Below are 25,428 nucleotides of genomic sequence, written 5' to 3'. Positions count from 1 at the left end.
CGGCTCTCATGCTGCCCCCCGCACCTGGGCAGATGCCATCCGTGCACGCCTAATCCCCAGCTGACGCTCCTACCATGGGGTCATGCTGCGCACCGCTCTTCGCCCCCGCCTGCTGGGCCTGCTCGCCCTCATGGTGGCGGCGACGGTGGGGTGCGGACTGCTGGCCTCCTGGCAGTGGGACCGTGCCCACCGTGCCCTGACCAGCCGCGATGATGCCCCCGCTGAGCTGGGGGACGTGCGCGACGTGCTCGAGGTCGGGGGAGCCGTGACCAACGACATCGTGGGCGAGCTGGTCACCGCACAGGGGCGGTTCGATCCCGCCGAGCAGGTGCTGGTGGCTGGGCGGCGCATCGACGGGACCGAGGCCACCGTGGTGGTCACGGCCCTGCACGTCGACCTCGACGACGGCACCACAGCCCGCCTCCCGGTTGCGCGCGGCTGGCTGCCCACCGCAGAGGTCACCGGCGCCGACGGCCACCTCGACCCCTCCCTGGCACCGCCGCCCCCGTCGGGCGAGGTCGCTGTGGCCGGTCGGATCGAGGCCAGCGAGGCCGCCTCCGACGGCATCGAGGGGGGTGTGGCCACGGAGATCGCCACCCCGCAGCTGGTCAACGAATGGGGCGCGCCCATGTACGCCGGGTACGTGGCGCAGACCTCCGAGTCCGCGGGCCTGTCACCGATGCCGGCCGCGCAGTCGGCGTTCTCGCGCGGGCTGGACTGGCAGAACATCGGCTACGCCGCGCAGTGGATCCTGTTCGGGGCCTTCTTCCTGTACCTGTGGGGGCGCTCTGTGCGCACCGCCTACCTGGACGAGCTGGCCGACCAGCGCGAGGCACTCGAACGAGAGCTGGATGGCGGTAGCGTGGGCGGGTCCGATACCGCCCCGGCGACCTCTTCCGCCGCCACCCCGACTGCTGACAAGGACCGATGATCGTGGCCTCCTCCACCCGCCCCCTCGACGAAATGGCCGTGCGGACCTCCTTCGCCCGCTTCCGCATCGCCTCCATCGTGGAGGGCATCGCACTGCTGGTGCTGGTCGCGATCATGGTGATGCGGTACGGGGTGTACGGCGGCGAGGGTCTGTTCACCTCCACCTCCGCCACCTGGGACCAGATCTCCTCGGTGTGGTCCCCGATCCACGGCCTGATCTACATGGTCTACGTGATCCTCGCCTTCGACCTGTGGATGCGGATGCGCTGGGGGCTGCCGCGGATGCTGCTGCTGATGTTCTTCGGTGTGGTCCCGGTGCTGTCCTTCTTCGGGGAGCGCTGGACCCACCAGCAGGTGGAGTCCGATCTCTCCCGCCGCCCCACGCTGCAGGACCAGGAACGCCCTGCCTGACGCCGTAGACTTCTGGGCGTGAGCACAGCTGAGAACACCGATGCCGATCCGGTCCTCGTCGTCGACTTCGGGGCCCAGTACGCGCAGCTGATCGCGCGCCGGGTCCGTGAGGCCGACGTCTACTCCGAGGTCGTCCCGCACACCATGCCGGTGGCGGAGATCCTGGCCCGCAGACCGCTGGCGATCATCCTCTCCGGAGGCCCCAGCTCGGTGTACGAACCCGGAGCCCCGCGCCTGGACCCGGCCCTGTTGGAGGCCGGGGTTCCTGTGCTGGGCCTGTGCTACGGGTTCCAGTCGATGGCCGCCGCACTCGACGGCACCGTCGCCCCCACCGGTGTGCGCGAGTACGGAGCGACGCGCCTGGAGGCCGTCGACGCCGCGTCCCAGCTGCTGGCCGATCAGGACGTCGAGCAGAACGTGTGGATGAGCCACGGCGACTCCGTCACCGCCGCGCCGGAGGGATTCCAGGTGGTGGCCACCTCCGCCGGCAGTCCCGTGGCAGCCTTCGAGCACCCCGAGAAGCGGCTGTACGGCGTGCAGTGGCACCCCGAGGTGGGTCACTCCGACCGCGGCCAGGAAGTGCTGGAGAACTTCCTGTACCGGGGCGCCGGCATCGACCCCACCTGGACCACCGGCAACGTGATCGAGGAGCAGGTCGAGAGGATCCGCGAGCAGGTGGGCGAGGGCACCGCCATCTGTGCGCTCTCCGGCGGCGTGGACTCCGCCGTGGCCGCGGCCCTCGTGCAGCGTGCCATAGGGGACCGCCTCACCTGCGTGTACGTCAACCATGGACTCATGCGGCAGGACGAGTCCGCGCAGATCGAGAAGGCCTTCGGCGAGTCCACCGGTGGGGCGAAGCTCGTGGTGGTCGATGCCGAGGACCAGTTCCTGCAGGCACTGGCCGGGGTCACCGACCCCGAGCAGAAGCGCAAGATCATCGGCCGCGAGTTCATCCGCACCTTCGAGCGCGCCCAGGCCGAGATCCTCCGTGAGCGCGGCCTGGTGGAGGACGAGGCCGGCGGCGGCACCCACACCACCAGCGAGGACGCCACCGCGTTCCTGGTCCAGGGCACCCTGTACCCCGACGTCGTCGAGTCCGGCGGGGGAGAGGGCGCTGCCAACATCAAGAGCCACCACAACGTGGGCGGCCTGCCGGAGGATCTCTCCTTCGAACTCGTCGAGCCGCTGCGCACCCTGTTCAAGGACGAGGTGCGCGCCGTCGGCTCCGAGCTGGGCCTGCCCGACGAGATCGTCTGGCGCCAGCCGTTCCCCGGGCCGGGCCTGGGCATCCGCATCATCGGCGAGGTCACCCGTGAGCGCCTGGACGTCCTGCGGCGAGCCGACGCGATCGCCCGTGCGGAGCTCACCGCTGCCGGTCTGGACCGCGAGATCTGGCAGTGCCCGGTGGTGCTGCTGGCCGATGTGCGCTCCGTGGGCGTGCAGGGCGATGGCCGCACCTACGGCCACCCCATCGTGCTGCGCCCCGTCACCAGCGACGACGCCATGACCGCCGACTGGGCCAAGGTGCCGTACGAGGTGCTGGGCCGCATATCCACCCGCATCACCAATGAGGTGCCCGAGATCAACCGCGTGGTCCTGGACGTGACCAGCAAGCCACCGGGCACCATCGAATGGGAGTGAGCCCCTGCTGAGCCGTCCCGCGGTCGGGATCCGCGGGGGTCGTCGTCGCGCCGTCGGGGCCCTGGCAGCAGGCTCCCGACCGATCGGCGGGGAGGCGCCTTGCCGCGCCGGGTGGCGAAGGGCTACGTTCTGCGGACGTCAGTGAGCGTTCGTCCTCCGTCGACTGCCGCGACGTCGTCGAGTGAGAAGGGCGGACCGATGGCCGAGGCCGAGAGCGACACGATCACGACGCAGGTGCCCTCGAGGCTGGACCGCCTGCCTTGGTCCCGCTTCCACTGGCGCGTGGTGATCGGGCTGGGCAGCGTATGGATCCTCGACGGCCTTGAGGTGACGATGGTCGGCAACGTGGCCGCCCGGCTCACCGAGGACGGCAGCGGTCTGGACATCTCCGCCGGCCAGATCGGCGTGGCCGGTGCCATCTACATCGTCGGCGCCTGCCTCGGTGCGCTCGTCTTCGGCCAGCTCACCGACCGGCTGGGCCGCAAGAAGCTCTTCCTGTGGACGCTCGTGCTCTACCTCGTGGCCACCGTGGCGACGGCCTTCTCCTTCTCCCCTTGGTATTTCTTCCTCTGCCGCTTCCTGACCGGCGCCGGGATCGGCGGCGAGTACGCGGCCGTCAACTCCGCGATCGACGAGTTGATACCCGCGAGGGCGCGGGGGCGGGTGGACCTGATCATCAACGGCTCCTACTGGCTGGGCTCGGCCGCGGGCTCCGCGCTGTCGCTGGTGCTGCTCAGCACGGCGCTGCTGCCCATCGACCTGGGATGGCGACTCGCCTTCGGCTTCGGCGCGGTCCTCGGCATCTGCGTGCTGTTCGTGCGGCGCCACGTGCCGGAGAGCCCTCGCTGGCTGTTCATCCACGGCCGCGAGGAGGAGGCCGAACGGATCGTGCGCGGGATCGAGGAGGGCATCGAGGAGGAACGGGGCGAGGAGCTGCCCCCGGCGGAGGGTTCGCTCACGATCCGTCAGCGCAAGGCGATCCCGTTCCGCGAGATCGCCTCGGTCGCATTCCGCAAGTACCCGCGGCGCTCGATCCTGTGCCTGGCGCTGTTCCTCGGACAGGCGTTCCTCTACAACGGCATCACCTTCAACCTCGGCGTTCTGCTGTCGTCCTTCTACGACGTCGGTGCGTCGCTCACTCCGCTGTTCATCATCTTCTGGGCGCTGTCGAACTTCGCCGGCCCGGTGCTGCTGGGACACTTCTTCGACAGCGTCGGTCGCAAACCGATGATCGCCCTCGCCTACTTCGGCAGCGCCGCGGTGACCCTGCCCCTGGCGTGGGTGTTCCTCAGCCAGACCGGCGGGCTCACCGCCTTCATGATCCTGTTGGTGATCACGTTCTTCCTGGCCTCCTCCGGCGCCAGCGCCGCCTATCTGACGGTGAGCGAGATCTTCCCGATGGAGACGCGGGCGCTCGCGATCGCCTTCTTCTATGCACTCGGGACCGCGGCGGGCGGCATCGCCGGCCCGTTGCTGTTCGGAAGCCTCATCGACACCGGGGAGCGGATGCCGGTGGCCATCGGCTTCCTGATCGCCGCGGCGGTGATGTCCCTCGGCGGCGTCGCCGAGCTGGTGTTCGGCGTCCGCGCGGAGGGGCGGGAGCTCGAGGACCTCGCCGCCCCGCTCACCGCGCAGGAGGATGACGGCCCCGGCGACGGCGAGACCGAGAGGGGCGCAGGAGAGACGGGTGAGCGGGCATGACGCCCCTGGGTTGCCTGGTGTTCGGCCACCGACCGGCCTTCCGCGCCGATGGACGCACGATGCGCTGGGAGTGCGAGCGGGGCTGCGGAGAAGGCGGAGGCACGAAGGACTACGACACCGCAGCCGAGGCCGAGCGCTTCGCTGCGGCCTTCGACCGGCGCGGTGACGCCCGCCTCGGTGAGCACGCCCCGCTGCTGGGCATGTTCCCGTTGCGGCTCTGGCGATGGATGCGCGGGCGCCGCGGGCCCACCGCCTGACCGGCGCCGTGCTGCCCTGTGCGCCGGCGGTCACGCCGAGGGCGGCGGCTCCAGCAGACGCGAGGGGTGCGAGGGCGCGGTCGCATGCCAGGAGTGGGTGCGCTCATAGGTCTCCCATCCCATCGAGGCATAGATCCGGTCGGCGCCGGTGGGGGAGTCCTCGTCCACTTCGAGGTCGACGAACGTCCGCCCGCGCTCGGCGGCGTCGCGCAGCGCGGCCCGCAGCAGGGACTTCGCGATCCCGCGCCCGCGGGCGCTGCGGTGCACTCCGAGGTACTCCAGATACGTGCCCTCGCCGCGGGTCGTGGTGGCCTTGATCGGGGCGGCGACGAGGCCACCCGCCGGCAGCCATCGGCCCTCGCGCTCGATCTCCGCGATCCACCAGTGGTCCCAGTCGGCCTCGTCCGGCGCTTCGATCAGGCGCTGGACGAACTCGGCGAAGGACTCGCGGTAGGAGCCCCAGTGGTCGGCGAACGACTCCTCGAGCATCCGGTGAACGGTGCGGACGTCCTGGGCGACCGGCAGGCCGGACTCGTGACGGTGCACGCGCCGGACCCGGGTGCCCTCCCGCGGGGCGGGCAGCGAGGTCGTCTCCTCGGGGGAGACGGGGCGGCGCATGTGCAGCCAGGAGCGGACCATCTCGTAGCCTGACGCCTCGAGCAGGTGGGCGCGGTCGGTGTCCAGCGCGTTCGCGTCCGTGGTGAGCTTGGTGGCCTCCACGCCGCGGGCGCGGGCGAAGGAGCCGCCCACCTCGACCGCCCAGTCCAGCAGCGAGGCGGCGAGCTCTTCCCGCTCGGGGGCGTCGGCGGCGATGACGAACTGGACGTTCGTGCGCCCGCTCGCGCGGTCCTCGAGAGCGATCCACGCCAGCGGCGGCAGCTCGAGGGTGGGGGAGCCGTCGGCGCCGGCGGGCACGACGACGACCTGGCGTCGTGACCACGACTTCAGCCCCACCATCCGCGAGCGCAGTCCTGCTTCGTCGGCCGCGGCCTCGGGGTCGTAGCGGCGCATCGCGGCCGTGAGCAGCGCGGTCACGGGGGCCACGTCCGAGGCGAGCGGCAGGCGCGTGGCGAGTCGGCCCTCGAGGACGGCGGGCAGCGTGGGTGCGAAGTGGTCGACGAGCAGCATCCGCCCATCTTTTCACGCGGGGACGGGAGGACTTCGGGCATCGGGGACCTGGCGCGGGAGGGGACGGTGCTGCGGGGTGTCGCGATGTGTCGTCGCGCGGGGTGGCGACGGCGCGGGTCAGCGGGCGGGCTCCGCGCCGTCCTGCCCGTCGGCGTGGGGATGGATCGTGCGGATCTCGCCGGTGACGGGCACGGACCCGGCCGCACGCTCGCCGGCGAGCGCCCCGTCGGCGGCGGGGCCGAGCTGCTTGTCGGAGTCCGCGGCCATGTCCTCGGCGCTCTCGACGGTCTCGCGCAGAGGGACCTGCTTCACGAACAGCGAGAGCACGAAGGCGAGCACCACGAAGGGCACAGCGGTGAGGAACACGACGTGCATCGCCTCGCTCATGCCCATGCGGATCGGGTCCACGAGGAAGGCGGGCAGCTGCTCGAGCGCCGCCGGGTCGAGCACCGCGGCCTCGAGGCCGGTGGCGTCGAGATCACCGCCGCCCTGCTGGAGCGCGGCGAGCTGCTCGGCTGGCAGGGCCGAGATCTGGTTCTGGATGGCGGTGCCCATCTGGGACGTCATCACCGTGCCGAGCACGGCGGTGCCGATGGTCGAGCCGAGGTTGCGGAAGAACTGGATCGCGGCCGTGGCGATCCCGAGCTCGCGCCGGGGGACGACGTTCTGGACCACGAGCGTGAACACCTGCATGCACAGGCCCAGGCCCAGGCCGATCACGATCATGGCCAGGGTGAGGTGCCACTGCGAGTCGCCGTACTGCAGGTTCGCCAGCAGCAGGTACCCGCCCACGAGCACGGCGCCGCCGAGCACGAGGAAGATCTTGTAGGTGCCGAGGCGCGTGATCAGCAGACCCACCACGATCGAGGTGAGGATCATCGCGACCGACAGCGGGATCAGGATCGCGCCGGAGTTGGTGGCGGAGACGCCCATGACGCCCTGCGCGTAGACCGGGATGTAGATGATCGCGCCGAACATCGCCACCGCGATCGCGAAGGAGGCCGCGACGGAGAGCGCGACGATCGGACGCAGCAGCAGGTGCATGGGCAGCAGCGGCTCGGGCACCTTGGTCTCGATGACGACGAAGGCGATCAGGAACGCGGCCGCCACCGCGTACATCCCGATGATCACGGGGGAGCCCCAGGCGTAGTCGTTGCCGCCCCAGGTGGTCGCGAGCAGGCCGACGACGAGTCCGGGGGTCAGCGTGATCATGCCGAGCAGGTCGACCTTGCCGTGCTGGCCGGCGGCCGGCAGGTGCAGGAAGCGCAGGATGAAGCCGAAGGCGACCACGCCGAGAGGGAGGGTGAGGTAGAACAGCCAGCGCCAGCCGAAGTTGTCGGTGATGGTACCACCGAGGAGCGGGCCCACCACGGAGGTCACGCCGAAGACGGCGCCCATGATGCCCTGGTACTTGCCGCGCTGACGGGGCGGGATGATGTCGCCGATGATGGTCTGGCTCAGCGGCATCAGGGTGCCCATGCCCAGGCCCTGCACGGCGCGGGCGAAGACCAGGAACCAGAAGCCCTGGGCGAGGCCGGCGAGCACGGAGCCGATCATGAACACGGCGAGGCCGCCGAGGTAGAACCAGCGGCGCCCGTAGAGGTCGGAGAGCTTGCCGACGATCGGGACCGCGACGGCGGAGACCAGCATCGCGGCGGTCGCGATCCAGCTGTAGTGCTCGACGCCGCCGAGCTCGGCGACGATGCGCGGCATCGCCGGACCGACGATGGTCTGGGAGAGGGAGGCGACGAACATGCCGAGCATGAGCCCGACGAAGACGAGCGTGCCCTGGCGGTCGAGGCCGGTGAAGGCGGCGGGTTCTGCGGCTTCCGCCTGCGGTGCCCGGGTGATGGATGCAGTCATGAGGTCCTCGGGGGTGAGCGGTGGGGGACGGCCGCAGCACCCCGTCGGGCTGTGACTCGGCAACAATACAGAACTGTTGCATTGACTGCACTATTGCATCGAGTGCAGATTGTGTGATGTGTCGGACCTAGGATGGGAACGTGACTTCCGCGCAGACGACCGATGACCATGATTCTGCGGGCTCGGAGGAGCTCGGCCTGCGGGAGCAGAAGAAGCGCCAGACCCGCATGGCGATGCATCGCGCCGCCCTCGAGCTGGTGGTCGAGCACGGGCTCTCGGCGGTCACAGCGCAGATGATCGCCGAGCGCGCCGGGGTCTCCACCCGCACCTTCTTCAACCACTGGGCGACCAAGGAGTCCGCGATCCTCGGGATCAACGGCGGGGAGGGCGCGCAGGCGATCGCCTCGTTGCGGGAGAAGCTCGCGGTCATGCCGGCGCGCGAGGCGATGCGCTCGATCATGCGTGAGGCGATCGCGAACGTCCCCGTCGACCGCGGTCTGCGCGAGCTGAAGAAGCAGGTCATGGAGCAGGAGCCGAGCCTGCACCTGGTCTCCAGCGGAAACCTCCAGGCGATGCAGACCGAGCTGGTCGAGGAGCTCGCGGAGGCGCTCGAGGGCGAGTTCGCCCGCGATCATGCGGTGATCCTGGTGCAGGTCAGCTTCGCCCTGACCCGCAGCGCGTTCGCGATCTCCATGCGGCGCGGCATCGACCCGGTCCGCGCCTTCGACCAGGTGCTCACCCTCTACGACGGGTCGGGCACCGAGATCTGAGCCGGAGGCCGAGTGAGCCCGGGCCGAGGTGGGCAGGGTTCAGCGCAGCAGGCGCCCGAGGCCGCCGATCCAGCCGCGCCCGTCCTCGAGGCGCTCGGCGACCCCGCGCTCGAGGCGCGAGGAGCGGGGGAGCGAGGCGACGTCGACCGGCGGCCGGCGGCCGAACACGAAGAAGAGCGCCCCGTCGTCCATCCGGGAGCGCTCGAGCATCTCCCAGCGCGCGGCGAAGCGGGCGAGGTTCGAGCCCTCTCCCGTGATCTCGGCGAGCTGGTCGCTCAGCAGCCACGAGTCGCAGACGAACTCATGGCCGAACGCGGGCTCCTCCGGGCCGCGCCCCGCGCCGAGCTCGGGGTAGTGCTCCGTGAAGTAGGCGGTCGCGGCGTCGAAGGAGGCGTCGACCTCCGAGGGATCCAGCGGGCCCCGCGCCGGGATGTGGGTGCCGAGCACCCAGCGGCGGGAGCTATCGGCCGACGGCGTCGAACCGGCGCCTGCGAGCAGGGCGGCCCTTCGACGGTGCAGGTCGAACTGGAGGCGCCCGAGGTGCACGAGCCGTCCCGCCCAGTTCATGCTCACCCAGTTCAGCTGGTGGAGGCCCAGGCGCCCCGTGCCGGCGCGATGGACCCGCATCTGCTGGCCGAGATCGGCGAGCACCTCCCAGGACTGCTCGGGAGTGAGCCCGCGGACGGCGTGCCAGGCGCGCACCGTCGAGGTCGAGACAAGCAGCGCGAGGATCGCCACCAGACCCTCCCCGGGGGCAAGACGCCGCTGGAGGGCGTCGTGGCGCTCCTTCTCGGCGGCGAGGTCGACCTCGGGCACCTCGAGTCCGGCGGCGGCGCGCAGACGGTTCGCGGTCTCGGCCACCTCGGCCAGCACCTCCGCATCGGCCGCGGCGGCGTCGAGCAAGGGGAGCAGGTCCGAGGCGTCCTGGTCGGTGATCCCGAGGTTCTCGAGCAGGGCGGCGCGGGAGGGGGCGGTGAGCATGACGCGTACGTCCGCGGCGGCGAGCTCGTCCTCGGCACGGATCTCGGCCGGCGGGGGTGGCTTCATGTGATCACGGTAGCGGGTCAGCCGCGTTCTCCCGCTACGATCGGTGCGTCCCGACCGCGAGCGCGCCGGTGCGCCGGCGAGGAGGCCATGATGACCAGTGCGCAGCAGGATCCCGCCACGCCCGGGACGCAGGACGCCCCGGCTTCCCGGGCACAGGACGCCCCGGCCGCGCCGCCCGCGAGTTCGAAGGAGGCCGAGGCGATCCGCACCGCCTACGGCTTCGAGGGTGCGCGCATCCACCTCGGCGCGATGCTCGACGGGGACGAGCCGGACCCGAGCGTGCCGGTGAACCTCGCCGTCTCGATGCTGAACCGCCACGGCCTGATCGCCGGCGCCACCGGCACCGGCAAGACCCGCACCCTGCAGGTGATCGCCGAGCAGGCCGCCCACGCCGGCGCCGCCGTGTTCGTGGCGGACATGAAGGGTGACCTCTCCGGCATCGCCGTGCCCGGGCCCGCCTCCGAGAAGCTCACCGCGCGCGCTGCCGCGCGAGGCCAGGAGTGGATCTCCCGCGCGGCTCCCGTGGAGTTCTACAGCCTGGGCGGTCAGGGCCAGGGGGTGCCGATCCGCACCACCGTGAGCGACTTCGGGCCGGTGCTGCTGAGCAAGGTGCTGGATCTCAACGAGACCCAGGAGAGCTCGCTGGGCCTGATCTTCCACTACGCGGACCAGGGCGGTCTGGCTCTGCTGGACCTGAAGGACCTGCGTGCCCTGATCCAGTTCCTCACCTCCGAGGAGGGCAAGCTCGAGCTGAAGGGCATCGGCGGCATTTCGACCGCCACCGCCGGGGTGATCCTGCGCAAGCTCACCGCCTTCGAAGCGTCCGGGGCCGATGTGTTCTTCGGCGAACCGGCCTTCGACGTGCAGGAGCTGCTGCGCTCCACGCCCGAGGGCACCGGGATCATCTCCTGCCTGGAACTGCCCGGGGTGGCCACCCGCCCGGAGCTGTTCAGCACCTTCATGATGTGGATGCTCGCGGAGCTGTACCAGGAGCTGCCCGAGGTGAGCGACGCCGAGGTGCCGAAGCTGGTGTTCTTCTTCGACGAGGCGCACCTGCTGTTCAAGAACGCCTCCGCGTCCTTCCTGGACCAGGTGGTGCAGACGGTCCGGCTCATCCGCTCCAAGGGGGTTGGGGTCTTCTTCATCACCCAGACCCCGAAGGACATCCCCGGCGACGTGCTCGCCCAGCTGGGCAACCGGGTCCAGCACGCTCTGCGGGCCTTCACCCCGGACGACGCGAAGGCGCTCAAGGCCACCGCCTCCACCTTCCCCACCTCGGAGCACGACCTCGAGAAGGTCATCCCCGGGCTCGGCACCGGCGAGGCCATCGTCACCGTGATGAGCGAGGACGGCGCCCCGACGCCGGTCGCGATCACAGCGGTGCGCGCCCCCGAATCCGCGATGGTGCCCGCCGGGGAGCAGGTCATCGAGCAGGCCGTCGCCGCTTCCCCTCTCCAGCAGAAGTACGGCACCCCCGTGGACCGCGAGAGCGCCTTCGAGATCCTCGCCGAGCGAGCCGAGGCGGAGGCCGAGGCCGCCGCAGAGGAGGGCGCAGAGCCGGCGCCGACGTCGACGCGGACAAAGGGCGCCGCGGCCCCTGCCCGGAAGCGTTCCTCCGGTGCGAAGGACGAGGGTGTGCTCGCCAACCCGGCGGTGAAGTCGTTCCTGCGCTCGGCCGGGACGGTGCTGGGCCGGGAGATCACGCGCAGCCTCTTCGGGACCCGGCGCCGACGGCGCTGAGCGTGGGGAGGGTAAGCATCTGAGGTCAGATGTCAAGGGGTAGAGCTACCCATCGACATCCGGCGGCGTGGACCCTAGCCTGATCGGGCCCGGGGCGTTCGGCCCGCTGGGACGGCCCCGAGCTCGTCGAGGCGGTCAGCGGCGCGCCTGCGGCCCCGGGTGGCCTCCATCCCCCCGCATCGAAGGGACCGACATGCCCGATCTCACGACGACCGCTCCCCGGCTGACCCGCCGCGGAGCCCTGCGCACGCTCGGCACCGCCGCGCTCCTCGGGACCGGCCTGGCGGCCGGCAGCGCCGCGCTGTCGGCGCCGGCTTCCGCCTCCGGCCGCGTCGAGACCGCCTCGAAGCACCTCTACCAGCCGAACTCTTACTACTGCGGCCCGACGTCGGTGTGGATGGTACTGAGCGCGAAGATGGCGACGCCGCCGTCGCTCGCGACGATCGCCGCGCACCTGGAGACGGAGGAGTACGGCGCCACCCCGTTCTGGACCATCGACGACTACCTCAGCGCGACGATGCCCGGAGCCACCTACAGCTTCCAGAAGGTCCCCACCAAGCCGGCGACCTCCTACTCCGCGAACCTGCTGTGGGAGCGCGTCACTGAGAACGTCCGCAACGGGTACCCCTCGATCGCGTACTGGCAGGCCCCGGCGGGCTCCTACCCGCTGTGGCACGGGAACACCAGCCGCATCGGGCACTACGTGGTGATCGACGGCTACGACCCGGACACCCGCGAGCTGCTCATCGCGGACCCCGCGGGCAGCGCCCTGGGCGGGTTCACCGCCCCGGCCTACTACTGGCTGCCCCTGTGGCAGGTCGCGAACCTGTGCGGCGTTTACGACGGCTGGGACGCGGGCTATTTCTGGTGACAGCTGGCTGATCCCGTCGTGAGACGAGGGCGCCCCCGGACGATGGTCCGGGGCGCCCTGCGTTCGGAGCCGATGCGGCATCAGGCACGCACGGCGGTCACTTCTTGCCCTGGTTCGCGACGGCCTCGGCTGCGGCCTTGGCGGCCACGGGGTCGAGGTAGCGGCCGCCCTTCTCCACCACGTCGAAGTTCTCGTCGAGCTCGTACACCAGCGGCTGGCCCGTGGGGATGTTCAACCCGGAGATCTCCTCGTCGGAGATGCCGTCGAGGTACTTCACCAGTGCTCGCAGCGAGTTGCCGTGGGCGGCGATCAGGACCGTCTTGCCGGCCTTCAGATCCGGCTTGATGCCCTCCTCCCAGTAGGGGAGGAAGCGGGCCACGACGTCCTTGAGGCACTCGGACTTCGGCATTTGGTCGCCGAGATCAGCGTACTGGGGGTCCTGGTCCTGGCTGAACTCGGAGCCGAACTCGATCTCCGGCGGCGGGGTGTCGTAGGAGCGGCGCCACGCCATGAACTGCTCCTCACCGTACTTCTCGCGGATCTCGGACTTGTTCATGCCCTGCAGCGCGCCGTAGTGGCGCTCGTTCAGGCGCCAGTCGCGCTTGACGGGGATCCAGTGGCGATCCGCGGCGTCCAGCGCCAGGTTCGCGGTCATGATCGCGCGGCGCTGCAGGGAGGTGTGCACGACATCGGGGTGGATGCCGGCCTCCTTCATCAGCACGCCGCCGGCGACAGCCTCCTCGCGGCCCTTCTCGGTCAGCGGCACATCGACCCAGCCGGTGAACAGGTTCTTGGCGTTCCAGTCGCTCTCGCCGTGGCGGAGCAGTACGAGTGTGTAGGTCATGGGTACAGCGTACGTGCGCCGCGCAGGAGACGCACAGGACCGCAGGCAGGGCTCTCGTGCCCCGTGCCCTCAGGCCTCCAGCAGGATCGTCACGGGGCCGTCGTTGACCAGGCCGACCCGCATGTGCGCCCCGAAGCGCCCCTCCTGGGCGTCCACGCCGCGCTCCCGGATCGCCTCGACCACCTGCTGCACGAGCGGTTCGGCCACCGGCCCAGGCGCGGCGCCGTTCCATGAGGGGCGGCGTCCCTTGCGCACGTCGGCGTAGAGGGTGAACTGGGAGACCACCAGCACGGAGGCCCCTGCATCGAGGACGGAGCGCTCGCCATCGAGGATCCGCAGCTCGCAGATCTTCCGGGCGATCATGGCCACCTGCTCGGGGCCGTCGTCATGGGTGACGCCGATCAGCGCCAGCAGTCCCTCGCCCTCGACAGCGCCGACGACCTCGCCGTCGACCTCCACCCGGGCGCCATCCACTCGTTGCAGCACAGCTCGCATGCATCGAGCCTAGCCACCCCGGCGGCGGGGCATGGAGGTCAGCAGCGGGGCGTGGAGGCCAGCGGCGCGCAGGGGCCTCAGCCGCGCACGATGGAGTCGATCGAGCGCTCCTGGGTGGGGGAGTCGTCGCCGAGCGCGTCGTGGGCAGCGGAGGGCGGACCCGGCGCCGGGATCGCGTCAGGTCCCTGCGCGGGAGGGATGGAATATGCACGGATGGGTTCCGGCCGCTGCCCCGTGGCCGCCGACGGGGGAGCAGTCCCCCCGGGAGCACGGACCCCGGTCGCGGGCCCGCGAGGTGCGTGGGCCTGCTGATCGATGCGTGCCCGCTCGGCGGCGCGTGCGCGCTCCACCCACTGCTCGGCCACCCGGACGATGGCCTCGGTGGCGGCCTCCCAGGCGTTCTCCTGCTGGCGGTGCGGGCCGGTGGCGAGAGAGAGCACCACCCCGGCCGATCGCAGGGCGAGCTCGGTGGGATCGACCCTGCCCTCGAACACTCGATGCCAGTCGGTGATGGCACCCTCCACGCGGGCTTGCATGTCCCGGTCGATGCGGCCCGTGTTGCCGTAGTCGGCCAGCACGCTCAGGTGTGCCAGCAGGCACGCCAGATCATCCGCGCGTCGGCCCGGACCCACGGTGTCGATATCGAGCAGGCCCACCACGCGCCCGTCCTCGACGAACACCTGGGCCTCGTAGAAGTCCCCGTGGACGATGTCGTGCGGGCGCATGTCCAGACGCTGCTCGAGGGCGGCCAGCCCTTCCCGGATGGAGCGGACCAGCGCGTCCAGCCGGGGTCCGAGTGCCGGCATCGAGGCGGCGACGATCCCGGCATAGAAGTCCACCGAATCGGTCCACGGGGGGCGCAGGGGCAGGGGGTACATCGAGGCGGGCAACCGGTCCACCAGCGCCACCAGGTCCTCGCCCCGGCAGGCGTCGGCGCCCTCGTCCACGACGGCGCGGGACAGTGGACGGCCTGGGAGCTCCCTCAGCACCACCAGCCCGTTGTGGTGCGCGATCACCTCCGGCACCGGGACGCCTGCGGCCAGCAGGCGCTGATGGCGATCCACGATCTCATCGCTGCGGTGCGGCTGCATCACCTTGAGGAACACCGCGTGGCCACCCTGGGAGACGCGCAGCACGGCCCGGCGCCCGGGACGGTAGGAGACGACATCGATGACCACGGGCGTGCCCGGATCGCCGAGCGACACGCCGAGGTCGCGCAGAGTGCGCACCACCACATCCGGGTAGCAGACCGACGGCAGCATGGGCAGCCACGGGTCGTGCGGGTAGCGCCAGACCCGCACGTTGATGTCCCCGTCGGTCATCACCAGGGTCTGCTCGGCTACGTAGAGGTTCTTCTCCTTCTCGCCGATGTGGGTGCTGGCGCCGAACAGCTCCTCGCGTGCGGGAGCGCCGGGACCGTCCAGCTCAGGCCACGACACCATGGTGCGGAACAGTGCTTTGGTGCTGCGACCGGGGCGGTGATCCACGTGGTCGAGCTGCCAGCCGTGCAGCACGCCACCGGAGTTGCCGACGGCCGAGCGGAGCAGGCCGCCCGCTCCGGGGCCGGTGAGCAGCTCCGCGCCGTCCTGCGTACGTGTCATGGGTTGTTTCTACCAGGTTGGGCCCCTGCCGGTGACAGCGCCTACCATGTTCGTCATGTCCGACGCTGCCGATCCGTACCGCTCCCGGAACCTGCTGGGTATCCCGGAGACCCGTTTGCCGGGTGACTTCGTCGACGTCGAGGTGGCCGCGGCGCTCGCCGATCACCAGGAGCCGCGCGACATCGCGCGCGAGCACCCTGAGTCACCGCTGGTGTGGGCCGAACTCGCCCAGGACGCGCTGAGCGACGGCGACGACATCGCCGCCTACGCCTACGCCCGCACCGGCTACCACCGCGGGCTCGATGCACTGCGTCGCGCCGGATGGCGCGGCCAGGGATCCATCCCCGCCTCGCACGCCCCCAACCGCGGCTTCCTCAAGGCGCTCGCCCTGCTCGGCGAGACCTCCCGCCGCATCGGGGACGACGCCGAGGCAGTCCGCGTCCACGAGTTCCTGCAGGACGCGGATCCGTCCCTGCTCGCCTGACCTGCCGGTCAGCCCCGGCACTGCGGTCCCGAGCCGAGAGCACCACTGCCCCGTCCCGGACCCGATTGGTAGGATCCTCGCGTTCCTCCCGACCACACCAGGAGTCGCCATGCCCGCCGTCGTGATCGTCGGAGCCCAATGGGGTGATGAGGGCAAGGGCAAGGCCACGGACCTGCTCGGTGAGAGCGTGGACTACGTGGTCAAGCCCAACGGCGGCAACAACGCCGGCCACACCGTCGTCATCCAGGGCGAGAAGTTCGAGCTGAAGCTCCTTCCCGCCGGCATCCTCACCCCGGGCGTCACCCCGGTGATCGGCAACGGCGTGGTGGTCGACCTCGAGGCGCTCACCGAGGAGATCGAGATGCTGACCGCGCGCGGGGTGGACACCTCCTCCCTGCGGATCAGCGCCAACGCGCACGTGGTGGCCCCGTACCACCGCACGCTCGACAAGGTTACCGAGCGCTTCCTGGGCAAGCGCGCCATCGGCACCACCGGGCGCGGCATCGGCCCGGCGTACATGGACAAGGTGGGCCGCCTCGGCATCCGCATCCAGGACCTGTTCGACGCCTCCATCCTGCGGCAGAAGGTCGAGGGCGCCCTGCGCCAGAAGAACGCGCTGCTGGTCAAGCTGTACAACCGGCGTGAGGTGGACATCGACGAGACCACCGAGCAGCTGCTCTCCTACGCCGACATGCTGCGCCCCATGGTGGTGGACACCACCGCCCTGCTCAACGACGCCCTGGACCGCGGAGAGGTGGTGCTGATGGAGGGCGGCCAGGCCACCTTCCTGGACGTGGACCACGGCACCTACCCCTTCGTCACCAGCTCGAACCCCACCGCCGGCGGCTCATGCACCGGCTCCGGCATCGGCCCCACCCGGGTCGACGGCGTGATCGGCATCGTCAAGGCGTACACCACGCGGGTGGGCGCCGGCCCGTTCCCCACCGAGCTCGAGGACGAGTGGGGCGAGTTCCTGCAACGGGTCGGCGGCGAGGTGGGCGTCAACACCGGTCGTCCCCGCCGCTGCGGCTGGTACGACGCGCTGATGATCCGCTACGCCGTCCGTGTCAACGGCTTCACCGATCTGGTGCTCACGAAGCTCGACGTGCTCACGGGCATCGAGGAGGTGCCGATCTGCGTGGCCTACGACGTCGACGGCACCCTCCACCACGAGATGCCGATGACGCAGACCGAGTTCCACCACGCCGAGCCGGTCTACGAGACCATGCCCGGCTGGACCGAGGACATCTCCGGATGCCGCACCGTGGAGGAGCTGCCCGAGGCCGCACGCAACTACGTGAAGCGCCTCGAGGAGCTGGCCGGCTGCCGGATCAGCGCCATCGGCGTGGGCCCGGACCGCGAGGCCACCATCGCCGTGCACGACCTGCTCCCCGGCCCCCAGCACTCCACGAGCGCCTGAGATGGCCACCCGCCGCACCGACCCCGAGGCCGGGGGACGAGCCCTCGCGCAGTGGGCCACCCGTCCCGAGACCGACGGGCCCGCCCCGCGGTCCGTCCGGGCCACCGCCGTGCGACATACGCTCGCCCTGTTCGCCGAGGAGTTCCCCGGCGGTGCCGTCGAACTGCGAGTCCCGCCGTTCGCCGCCGTGCAGGCCCTCCCCGGTGCGCGCCACACCCGCGGCACCCCACCGGCCGTGGTGGAGACCGACGACGCCACCTGGCTCGCCCTGGTGGCCGGGGACCTCACATGGGCCGAGGCGACTGGGACCGGCCGCGTGCGGGCCAGCGGTGAGCGCAGCGACCTCAGCGATCATCTGCCGCTGCCCGGGGCCCGCCGCGCCGTCCGTGAGGCCCGGAGGCTCCACCAGACGGAGAGCACATGACCGTGCGCGTCGAGATCGCCGTCCAGGACGAGGCCGGTCTCGAGGTCGCAGCCCGCGCCGGGGCCCACCGCATCGAGCTGTGCGTCGACCTCGACCGCGGCGGCCTCACGCCGCCCGTCGATCTGGTGGAGCGGTGCGCGCGCCGCGCATCAGCCCTGGTCGCTGCGCAGGAGGCCCGTCCCCATTTCGACGTGCACGTGCTGATCCGCTCCCGTGCAGGCCAGGACGACTTCCTGGGCAGGCCCGAGGAGTTCGTCTACAGCGACGAGGAGATCGCGCTGATGGCACGGCAGGCGAGCGAGGTCGTCGCCGCCGGAGCTGCCGGGGTGGTGTTCGCCGCGCTCACACCCGAGGGGCGTCTCGACCTGCCCGCCATCGAGCAGGTGCGCGATGCGGCCCTCGAGGCGGCCCAGTCGGCCATGCGATCGGTCACCCTGACCGCTCACCGCGCACTGGACGCCATGCCGAGCGTCGAGCATCGCACCGAGGCCGTGACCACACTGCTGGGAGCCGGGTTCCACCGGGTGCTCAGCTCCGGCGGTGCCGCCCGCGCCCTGGACGGCGCCGCGGACCTGGCCCGGATGGTCGAGGCATCCGAGGCGCTGCTGGACGTGTGCGCCGGTGGCGGGGTCCGCCCCGCCGACATCGAGGACCTGGTGCGTCGCAGCGCCGTCACCGACGTGCACCTCTCCGCCCGGCGCCGGCCCGGCAGTCTCGTCGAGCCCGACGCCCCCGACACCACCACCGACCCCGCGATCGCCGCAGCAGCGGTGGACGCCGCAGGAGCACTGTGACCCAGCACGACCCCGCCCCGCACGACGCCACCGAGCAGGACCCCGCCCCGCACGACGCCACCGAGCAGGGCCCCGCTCGGACCACGGTGTACGTCCGAGGACGCCGAACGCCCACCCTCGCCTTCTGGGTGGTGATCGCCCTGGTGGTGCCCGCCGTGGTGGCCCTGATCGCGGCCCCCCTGCTGGGGGTGGGCGGCGCCGGTGGGATCCTCGCCTTCGCCTTCATCGCGGTGCTGAGCATCGGCGTGCCGCTGGCGGCCCTGGCCGCGCTGGTGGACCTGATCCTGGAGCGCCGTCGCAGGCGCTGATCGCCCTGGTACCGGCGCCACACCGCTGTGGCATCATGATGCGGTGGCACCACGCGGCGACGGAACCCTCTCCCACGACCTGCTCCCCGGGGAGAAGGGCCCTCAGGACGCATGCGGCGTCTTCGGGGTCTTCGCCCCCGGCGAGGAGGTCGCCAAGCTGACCTACTTCGGGCTGTACGCACTGCAGCACCGCGGGCAGGAGTCCGCCGGGATCGCCGCCAGCGACGGCTCCCAGATCATGGTGTTCAAGGACATGGGCCTGGTCTCGCAGGTGTTCGACGAGGCGTCCCTGGAGACCCTGCAGGGGCACATCGCGATCGGCCACACCCGCTACTCGACCACCGGCGGCTCGGTGTGGTCCAACGCCCAGCCCACCCTGGGGCCACGCCCGGAGGGCACCGTGGCGCTCGCGCACAACGGAAACCTGGTCAACACCGGTGAGCTGCTGCGCCTGCTCGAGGAGCGCGAGCACGCGCGCTCCGGAGAGATCGCGCGCGGGAACACCACCGACACCGCCCTGGTCACCGCGCTGCTGAACACCGAGGGCAGCCTGGAGAGCGCCCTGCGGGATCTGCTGCCGCTGCTGCGCGGCGCCTACTGCTTCACCCTGATGAGCGAGGACACCCTGTACGCGGCGCGGGACCCGCAGGGCATCCGCCCGCTCGTGCTGGGAAGGCTCGAACGGGGCTGGGTGGTGGCCTCCGAGACGGCCGCCCTGGACATCTGCGGCGCCAGCTTCGTGCGCGAGGTGGCGCCCGGCGAGATGATCGTCATCGACGAGCAGGGGCTGCGCAGCGAGCAGGTGCTCGAGCCGCGCCCCAAGGGCTGCGTGTTCGAGTACGTGTACCTGGCGCGCCCCGACACCAGGATCGCCGGCCGCAGCGTCAACGAGTCCCGCATCGAGATGGGGCGCCGCCTCGCCCAGGAGCACCCCGTCGAGGCGGACCTGGTGATCCCCACCCCCGAATCCGGCACGCCCGCTGCGATCGGCTACGCCCAGGAGTCCGGCATCCCCTACGGCCAGGGGATGGTGAAGAACGCCTACGTGGGCCGCACCTTCATCCAGCCCAGCCAGACCATCCGCCAGCTCGGCATCCGCCTCAAGCTCAACCCCCTGCGCGAGGCCATCCAGGACAAGCGCCTGGTGGTCGTGGACGACTCGATCGTGCGCGGCAACACCCAGCGCGCCGTCGTGCGCATGCTGCGCGAGGCCGGAGCGGCCGAGGTGCACGTGAGGATCTCCTCCCCACCGGTGCGGTGGCCCTGCTTCTACGGCATCGACTTCGCCACCCGTGCGGAGCTGATCGCCAACGGCCTGGGGGTGGGGGACATCGCCCGCTCCATCGGGGCCGATTCCCTCGGCTACATCTCGCAGGAAGCGATGATCGAGGCCACCGACCAGGACAGCTCCACCCTGTGCAGCGCCTGCTTCACCGGGCAGTACCCGGTGAGGGTCACCGACGTCGAGGAGCTCGGCCAGGGAACCCTGGACCTGCACACCCAGCAGACCGTCGCAGCACGGGAGGACGCATGAACGACCAGCCGATCACCTACGCCTCCGCCGGCGTGGACACCGCTGCGGGCGACCGCGCCGTCGCCCTGATGAAGGAGGCGGTGGCCGCCACGCACGGCCCCGAGGTGCTGGGCGGGATCGGCGCCTTCGCCGGTCTGCTGGACATCAGTGCCGTCAAGGACTACGAGCGCCCGCTGCTGGCCTCCTCCACCGACGGTGTGGGCACCAAGATCGCGATCGCCCGTCAGATGGACGTGCACGACACCATCGGACGGGACCTGGTGGGCATGGTCGTGGACGACATCGTCGTGGTCGGGGCCACGCCGCTGGCGATGACCGACTACATCGCGTGCGGCAAAGTGGTGCCCGAGCGGATCGCCGACATCGTCCGCGGCATCGCGGAGGGCTGCCGCCAGGCCGAGTGCGCCCTGGTGGGCGGGGAGACCGCCGAGCACCCGGGCCTGATGGCCCCCGAGGACTACGACGTCGCCGGAGCGGCGGTCGGCGTCGTCGAGGCGGAGGACATGCTCGGTCCGGAGCGGGTGCGCGCCGGCGACGTGCTGATCGGCATGGAGTCCTCCGGTCTGCACTCCAACGGCTACTCCCTGGTGCGGGCCGTCCTGGCGGCGCAGGATCTGGACCTGGGGCAGGACGTCGACGACTTCGGTCGCACCCTGGGGGAGGAGCTGCTGGAGCCCACCCGGATCTACGCCGCCGACGTGCTGGCGATGGTCCATGACCCGCGCACCAACTCCGGTGTGCACGCCCTCAGCCACATCACCGGCGGGGGACTGGCGGCGAACCTGGCGCGCGTGCTCCCCGCGGGCACGGCTGCCCATGTGGATCGCTCCGCCTGGGAGCCTGCGCCCGTGTTCGGGCGCATCGCCGCCTGGGGCGGGGTGCCCCAGCTCGACCTCGAGGGCACGCTCAACATGGGCATCGGGATGATCGCGGTGGTGGCCCAGGAGAGCGCGCATGCCGCCATCGACGTGCTGGTCGAGCGAGGCCTGCCCGCCCAGGTGATCGGCGAGGTCATGGACGAAGGATCACTGCCGGAGCCGACGGGACCGCTGGAGCGGCTGGTCTCCGGCGCCAAGGGCGTGGAGGGCGGCGGCGTGCTGCTGACCGGTCAGCACCCCGGGTGGGGGACCGGCACGAAGGCGTGAGCCGGGCTATGCCGTTCCCGCAGGCAACGGCCGGAGCCCGCGGGCGGCACCCGGAACCGCAGGCGCCCCTGCCGGGACATGCGACGAGGGATGACCGGGCTGGTCATCCCTCGTGCGTGGTCACGGTGCCGGCGAGTGCCGCAGCGGTGCGTCAGCGGCGGCGCGCCGACGGAGCATCCTCGTTGGCCCAGTCGTCGCTCTCGTCCGACCACGGATCGCGTGCGGAGCCGGAGTCCTCGGACGAAGCGTTCCTCTGTGCCTGCAGCTCCCGCTGAAGCGCCGAGAGGTCCGTGGGCGGACTGTAGTACTTGAGGTCCCGTGCCACCTTGGTCTGCTTGGCTTTCTGTCGGCCACGACCCATGGATCTGACCCCCTGTGCGTCGGAGCGGGCATGTCGGCCCGGAAGATGGCATTGATTCGGAACCCAAGCGTACATGCAACGCTCCGCCTCCGGCCAACGCGGTAGAGGAGACGTTGCTGACGTTCTGGCGCGACAGGGTCGCGACAGGCCGGGCGGGGATGGCGACGCGAAGTTCGGTCCAACCGGTAAGAGCCTAGGAGTTCACCGACACCCGTCCCTCATGCGTCTGTGTTCGCGCTGGTCAGGGCGCCGGGTTATCTCACTACGGACAAGAACGCCGGTCGGCGGGCGGTGCGGGGGTCGCAATGTGCGCTCAAGCGTAAACTTATGCGCGGTAGGCTCTCCCCCTGTGGAACGGCCCGTGGGCCGGCCAGCCTTCCCCCGGATACAAGCGAAAGGTCGCAAGCTCGATGTTCAGCACCGAGGAGCCTCAGACACCCGGACACGGAGGCACGGAGCTCCTGACTCCCGCCGAGGTGGCCAAGCTCTTCCACGTCGACCCCAAGACGGTAACGCGGTGGGCCCAGGCAGGGAAGCTCACCTACCGGCGCACCCTCGGCGGGCATCGCCGCTACCCCCGGGACGAGGTCATGCGGCTGCTGCAGGAGAGCGCCGACACCGAATGACCATTGATCCGGTCTTCGGGGACGGGTACGCGATGCAGCGGATCGACCTCGGTGCCGACGCCGAGGGGCCCCTCGTCGCCACCCTGGTGCATCGTCTTCCCGAACGACCGGACTCCGTCCCGATCCTGGTAGGGCACGGCTGGTCCGACTACGTGCTGGACCGTGAGCTGCTGGAGCACCTGGCAGCCCGTGGTCTGGACGTGTGGGCGCTGGATCTGCGCAAGCACGGCCGCAGCCTCCTGCCGGGGCAGACCCCGACCGAGATCGACCACCTCAACCGGTACGACGAGGAGATAGACGCGGCGCTGCGCATCATCGGCAGGGACCGCCCCCCGATCATGCTCGCCCACTCCACCGGCGGGCTCACCGCAGCGCTGTGGGCGGTGCGGCACCCCGGCACGATCCGCGCCCTCGCGCTGAACTCCCCGTGGCTGGAGATGCACCTGGGGGCGGCCGTGCGGCGTCTGCTGAGCAGGCCGGTGAGCCGCCTGGCCGGCCGCCTCAACACCCGCCCCCTGCTGCCCCAGGGGGTCGAGCACTATGCGCGGTCGGTGCACCGCGACTACGGCGGTCTGTACGACTACGACCTCGCACTGAAGCCCCCGGGCGGTCATCCCTTCCCCGCCGACACCTTCGCGGCCGTGATCGACGGACAGAGCCGGCTCGAATCGGCGGGCCCTCTCGCCATCCCCGTGCTCGTGATGCACTCGGCGCGGTCCGTCTTCGGCATGGAGTTCACCGAGGCCATGCGTCGGGCCGATTCGGTGCTCGATGTGAAGGTGATGGCGGAGGCCGCTGCGCAGCTGGGGCCCGACGTGCGGATCGAGGCCATCGAGGGTGCGCGTCACGACGTGTTCCTCTCCGACGCCGACGCCCGCCACCGCGCCATCGAGGTGCTCGACGACTGGTTGGACGTGGTCCTGACCGGTCGGCATACCATGAGCGGGCGCGGGTCCAAGACCGAGCGCATCCCTCCCGTCAGCAGCTCTTCGGAAGGAGCAGGATGACCTCGGGCCCCCGTGCGCTGCGCGACCATGCGGACGCCCTGCGGCGGGCAGCTGACCGCTTCACTCTGCTGCGCTTGCGCGTCTCCAACGCGGTCCTCGAGGTCACACGCTCATCGGACCCCCGCATCCGACGTATCGGCGAGGACCTCCGCGAGCGGTGGAGCAGCGAGCAGTACGCGGAGCTGGGACGGATCGCCACCGGGCTGCGGGCCAGCGCACGTCGGCTCGACGAGCAGGCCACGGTCCTGGAGCGCTCCAGCGGGCGTCGTATGGGCGGGTACGCGGGAGCCGGGTTCCTGGGCCGGGGGGACGATGCCCGCCATCACGTGGACGAGGTGGCGCGCTTCGTGGGAGCCCAGCACTTCGCGGGCACCCAGCACGGCGCGAGCATCGGCGGCTTCCCACTGTCCCCGCAGGCCGAGGAGGGGTTCCTTCCCCATCCCTCGCACGCGGTCGGGGCGGTCACGCCGGACTACGAGGACCAGTCCGACTGACCGCCGTCGCCGCGGCGATCCCGCCGGCGACCAGTGGCACCACCAGCGTGGTGATGGCCAGCAGCAGCATCGCCGAGGCCGACGCCGCCGCTCCCAGTCCCAGGCCCACCAGGGCTGCGGCCCCCACGGTCTCGGTGATCCCTGCGCCACCGGGGGTGAGGGGCACCAGGGACAGCACCCGGCCGAGCGCGAAGATCGCGACCGTCAGCAGCAGGTGCACGGATCCGCCCACCGCCTCGATCGCCAGTACCAGGGCGAGCCACTGCAGCACGCGCGCCAGGGCCGTCGGCCCCACCAGCGCGACCGGCCGCTCCCGCAGCAGCGTGACCAGGGCGTCGCGCTGCCCCAGCACGAACGCTGTGAAGCGATCCGCATCGTCGGGCCCGGCCCCGGTGACGGTCGCGGCCGTCTCCAGCAGGCCGGCGAGAACGGGGCGACGCAGCAGCGCGGCGGCGAGGACCAGGGCGACCACGGCACCGACCACCGCGGCCAGCGCCGCCCACAGCGCGGCACCGGGCAGATCGATCCGAGCATCGGTGACCATGCCTGCTGCGACGTAGGCGATCCCGCCCAGCAGTGGTACCAGCACCGTGGTCACCAGCATCTCCACCAGGGATGCGGCGACGATCCCGGTGATCACCACCGACAGTGCCAGCCCCGTGCGGCGCAGGATCCAGCCCAGCAGCCCCATGCCGAGCATTCCTCCGCCTGGAATGGCCAGGGCCATCGCGCTGGCGGCGGCGTGCCCCTGCAGGACGGTCCGGTACGAGGAGCCGGGCACGGCGGTGCGCACCGTCCATGCTTCGAGCGCGAGAGCACCGAGGCCCAGCAGCAGCATCGTCGGGACGGCCCATGCCGGCAGGCCCGCCAGGGAGTCGAGGATCTGGGGCCAGGAGGCGCCGGCCGCCCACGGCAGGCCCCACCACAGCAGGGCGGCGACCAGCAGCAGGGACAGCACTGCCAGCGTGATCCGCTTCCCGCTGAGCTCCGGGGGACGGTCCACGGTGAGGCCCGGGGCGTTGGCCTGCCACGGCGGTGCAGATGACGGCTCGACGACGGGATGCACCGAGGAAGCCGGCGCCGGGGACGGGCGGTGGTCGGCGTCGCGATCGCCAGGGTCGGGCATGCGGCGATTCTCGCACGCGGGAAGGAGACTGTTCCCAGGGGGCGGAACGTAGGATGCCGACATGTCGTTCGTATATTCGCTCCTCGTCATCGCGCACCTGCTCTGCTGGGCTGTGGCCCTGGGCACTTGGGTGGCTGCTGCCCGTACCCGTCAGCCCAGCCCCGGCATGGCCCACTCCGCTGCCGGTGCCCTCGTGTTCGGTCTGATCATCGCTGTGATCGCCTCGGTCACCGGTGATCCGAACCATATGAAGCTCGGCATCAAAGCACTGATGGCGATCATCGTCACCGTGCTGGCCTACATCGCGCACAAGAAGGGCCCGCAGACCCCGTCGGCCGTGTGGTTCGGCATCCCGGTGGCGATCATCATCAACGTCTTCGTGGCCGTCCTGATCTGACAGAGCTCG

At 71.1% G+C, this 25,428-nt stretch carries 27 protein-coding genes; 19 read left to right on the top strand and 8 right to left on the bottom strand.

Annotation, left to right across the window (positions count from 1 at the left end):
- Window positions 1-82: 82 nt before the first annotated feature.
- From M4D54_RS00135 to M4D54_RS00115, 5 genes are all read left to right on the top strand, one after another.
- Window positions 83-931 (top strand): SURF1 family protein, encoded by an 849-nt coding sequence (locus tag M4D54_RS00135; protein WP_193865528.1) that lies wholly within the window; start codon window positions 83-85, stop codon window positions 929-931.
- Window positions 928-1,341 carry a DUF3817 domain-containing protein gene (locus tag M4D54_RS00130; protein ID WP_193865527.1) on the top strand — a complete coding sequence of 138 codons (414 nt, stop codon included), beginning with the start codon at window positions 928-930 and terminating at the stop codon, window positions 1,339-1,341. Before M4D54_RS00135 ends, M4D54_RS00130 begins: the two co-directional genes overlap by 4 nt.
- A gap of 18 nt (window positions 1,342-1,359) precedes the next feature.
- On the top strand, window positions 1,360-2,982 hold the full coding sequence (gene guaA, locus M4D54_RS00125) for a glutamine-hydrolyzing GMP synthase (RefSeq protein ID WP_259889337.1): 1,623 nt from the start codon (window positions 1,360-1,362) through the stop codon (window positions 2,980-2,982).
- Window positions 2,983-3,180: 198 nt separating this feature from the next.
- Window positions 3,181-4,683, top strand: coding sequence for an MFS transporter (locus M4D54_RS00120; RefSeq protein WP_193865525.1), 1,503 nt, complete (start codon window positions 3,181-3,183; stop codon window positions 4,681-4,683).
- Window positions 4,680-4,940, top strand: a complete 261-nt coding sequence (locus tag M4D54_RS00115; protein ID WP_193865524.1) for a hypothetical protein — start codon at window positions 4,680-4,682, stop codon at window positions 4,938-4,940. The genes M4D54_RS00120 and M4D54_RS00115 overlap by 4 nt, the downstream gene beginning before the upstream one ends.
- Before the next feature lie 30 nt (window positions 4,941-4,970).
- On the opposite strand, the gene M4D54_RS00110 is transcribed toward M4D54_RS00115, so the two are convergent.
- Together M4D54_RS00110 and M4D54_RS00105 are read right to left on the bottom strand one after the other, a co-directional pair.
- Complete coding sequence (locus tag M4D54_RS00110; protein ID WP_259889333.1) at window positions 4,971-6,068, bottom strand: GNAT family N-acetyltransferase; 1,098 nt, start codon at window positions 6,066-6,068, stop codon at window positions 4,971-4,973.
- Window positions 6,069-6,185: 117 nt separating this feature from the next.
- A complete protein-coding gene (locus tag M4D54_RS00105) occupies window positions 6,186-7,931 on the bottom strand; it encodes an MDR family MFS transporter (protein WP_259889332.1) in 1,746 nt (581 codons plus the stop codon).
- A 140-nt stretch (window positions 7,932-8,071) separates the two neighbouring features.
- On the opposite strand from M4D54_RS00105, the gene M4D54_RS00100 reads away from it, so the two are divergent.
- Entirely contained in the window at window positions 8,072-8,701 is a 630-nt protein-coding gene (locus tag M4D54_RS00100; protein ID WP_193865521.1) for a TetR/AcrR family transcriptional regulator, read from the top strand.
- Window positions 8,702-8,740: 39 nt separating this feature from the next.
- On the opposite strand, the gene M4D54_RS00095 is transcribed toward M4D54_RS00100, so the two are convergent.
- On the bottom strand, window positions 8,741-9,748 hold the full coding sequence (locus M4D54_RS00095; protein WP_193865520.1) for an acyltransferase domain-containing protein: 1,008 nt from the start codon (window positions 9,746-9,748) through the stop codon (window positions 8,741-8,743).
- 90 nt (window positions 9,749-9,838) lie between these two features.
- Between M4D54_RS00095 and M4D54_RS00090 the strand changes: the two genes are divergently transcribed.
- A complete protein-coding gene (locus M4D54_RS00090) occupies window positions 9,839-11,488 on the top strand; it encodes a helicase HerA-like domain-containing protein (RefSeq protein ID WP_193865519.1) in 1,650 nt (549 codons plus the stop codon).
- A 193-nt stretch (window positions 11,489-11,681) separates the two neighbouring features.
- Complete coding sequence (locus M4D54_RS00085; protein WP_193865518.1) at window positions 11,682-12,359, top strand: C39 family peptidase; 678 nt, start codon at window positions 11,682-11,684, stop codon at window positions 12,357-12,359.
- A 97-nt stretch (window positions 12,360-12,456) separates the two neighbouring features.
- Here the strand turns inward: M4D54_RS00085 and M4D54_RS00080 are convergent, their stop codons facing one another.
- The 3 genes from M4D54_RS00080 to M4D54_RS00070 all read right to left on the bottom strand — a co-directional run bounded on the left by M4D54_RS00080 (window position 12,457) and on the right by M4D54_RS00070 (window position 15,299).
- Entirely contained in the window at window positions 12,457-13,203 is a 747-nt protein-coding gene (locus tag M4D54_RS00080) for a phosphoglyceromutase (protein WP_193865517.1), read from the bottom strand.
- 69 nt (window positions 13,204-13,272) lie between these two features.
- A complete protein-coding gene (gene dtd / locus M4D54_RS00075; protein ID WP_259789136.1) occupies window positions 13,273-13,698 on the bottom strand; it encodes a D-aminoacyl-tRNA deacylase in 426 nt (141 codons plus the stop codon).
- Window positions 13,699-13,775: 77 nt separating this feature from the next.
- Window positions 13,776-15,299: a phosphotransferase gene (locus tag M4D54_RS00070; RefSeq protein ID WP_259889326.1), complete on the bottom strand. Its 1,524-nt coding sequence runs from the start codon at window positions 15,297-15,299 to the stop codon at window positions 13,776-13,778.
- Window positions 15,300-15,354: 55 nt separating this feature from the next.
- Here M4D54_RS00070 and M4D54_RS00065 point away from each other — a divergent pair, with 55 nt between their 5' ends.
- From M4D54_RS00065 to purM, 7 genes are all read left to right on the top strand, one after another.
- Window positions 15,355-15,783 carry a DUF3151 domain-containing protein gene (locus tag M4D54_RS00065; protein WP_193865514.1) on the top strand — a complete coding sequence of 143 codons (429 nt, stop codon included), beginning with the start codon at window positions 15,355-15,357 and terminating at the stop codon, window positions 15,781-15,783.
- A gap of 109 nt (window positions 15,784-15,892) precedes the next feature.
- On the top strand, window positions 15,893-17,203 hold the full coding sequence (locus tag M4D54_RS00060; RefSeq protein ID WP_193865513.1) for an adenylosuccinate synthase: 1,311 nt from the start codon (window positions 15,893-15,895) through the stop codon (window positions 17,201-17,203).
- Between the two features lies 1 nt (window position 17,204).
- Window positions 17,205-17,627: a sterol carrier family protein gene (locus tag M4D54_RS00055; protein WP_193865512.1), complete on the top strand. Its 423-nt coding sequence runs from the start codon at window positions 17,205-17,207 to the stop codon at window positions 17,625-17,627.
- A complete protein-coding gene (locus M4D54_RS00050; protein WP_259889323.1) occupies window positions 17,624-18,421 on the top strand; it encodes a copper homeostasis protein CutC in 798 nt (265 codons plus the stop codon). The genes M4D54_RS00055 and M4D54_RS00050 overlap by 4 nt, the downstream gene beginning before the upstream one ends.
- Entirely contained in the window at window positions 18,418-18,729 is a 312-nt protein-coding gene (locus tag M4D54_RS00045; RefSeq protein WP_259889320.1) for a hypothetical protein, read from the top strand. The genes M4D54_RS00050 and M4D54_RS00045 overlap by 4 nt, the downstream gene beginning before the upstream one ends.
- Window positions 18,730-18,772: 43 nt before the next feature.
- Complete coding sequence (gene purF / locus M4D54_RS00040) at window positions 18,773-20,263, top strand: amidophosphoribosyltransferase (RefSeq protein WP_259889317.1); 1,491 nt, start codon at window positions 18,773-18,775, stop codon at window positions 20,261-20,263.
- Window positions 20,260-21,408: a phosphoribosylformylglycinamidine cyclo-ligase gene (gene purM, locus M4D54_RS00035; protein ID WP_259889314.1), complete on the top strand. Its 1,149-nt coding sequence runs from the start codon at window positions 20,260-20,262 to the stop codon at window positions 21,406-21,408. Before purF ends, purM begins: the two co-directional genes overlap by 4 nt.
- Before the next feature lie 151 nt (window positions 21,409-21,559).
- Here the strand turns inward: purM and M4D54_RS00030 are convergent, their stop codons facing one another.
- Complete coding sequence (locus M4D54_RS00030) at window positions 21,560-21,769, bottom strand: DUF3073 domain-containing protein (protein ID WP_193865508.1); 210 nt, start codon at window positions 21,767-21,769, stop codon at window positions 21,560-21,562.
- A 410-nt stretch (window positions 21,770-22,179) separates the two neighbouring features.
- Here M4D54_RS00030 and M4D54_RS00025 point away from each other — a divergent pair, with 410 nt between their 5' ends.
- From M4D54_RS00025 to M4D54_RS00015, 3 genes are read left to right on the top strand one after another with little or no spacing between them, the layout of a single operon-like run.
- Window positions 22,180-22,395 (top strand): BldC family transcriptional regulator, encoded by a 216-nt coding sequence (locus M4D54_RS00025; protein WP_193865507.1) that lies wholly within the window; start codon window positions 22,180-22,182, stop codon window positions 22,393-22,395.
- Window positions 22,392-23,402 carry an alpha/beta hydrolase gene (locus M4D54_RS00020; RefSeq protein ID WP_259889311.1) on the top strand — a complete coding sequence of 337 codons (1,011 nt, stop codon included), beginning with the start codon at window positions 22,392-22,394 and terminating at the stop codon, window positions 23,400-23,402. Before M4D54_RS00025 ends, M4D54_RS00020 begins: the two co-directional genes overlap by 4 nt.
- Complete coding sequence (locus M4D54_RS00015; protein WP_193865505.1) at window positions 23,399-23,896, top strand: hypothetical protein; 498 nt, start codon at window positions 23,399-23,401, stop codon at window positions 23,894-23,896. Before M4D54_RS00020 ends, M4D54_RS00015 begins: the two co-directional genes overlap by 4 nt.
- Here the strand turns inward: M4D54_RS00015 and M4D54_RS00010 are convergent.
- Window positions 23,865-25,022 carry a lysylphosphatidylglycerol synthase domain-containing protein gene (locus M4D54_RS00010; RefSeq protein WP_259889309.1) on the bottom strand — a complete coding sequence of 386 codons (1,158 nt, stop codon included), beginning with the start codon at window positions 25,020-25,022 and terminating at the stop codon, window positions 23,865-23,867. The genes M4D54_RS00015 and M4D54_RS00010 overlap by 32 nt on opposite strands.
- 61 nt (window positions 25,023-25,083) lie before the next feature.
- On the opposite strand from M4D54_RS00010, the gene M4D54_RS00005 reads away from it, so the two are divergent.
- A complete protein-coding gene (locus M4D54_RS00005) occupies window positions 25,084-25,419 on the top strand; it encodes a hypothetical protein (RefSeq protein WP_193865503.1) in 336 nt (111 codons plus the stop codon).
- The last annotated feature ends 9 nt before the right edge of the window (window positions 25,420-25,428 follow it).

The organism is Brachybacterium sp. p3-SID1565 (assembly GCF_025143785.1).
Classification (GTDB): Bacteria; Actinomycetota; Actinomycetes; order Actinomycetales; family Dermabacteraceae; genus Brachybacterium; species Brachybacterium epidermidis.
The sequence above is the reverse complement of the archived record's forward strand: the minus strand, read 5'-3'. Positions and strand labels throughout refer to the sequence as shown.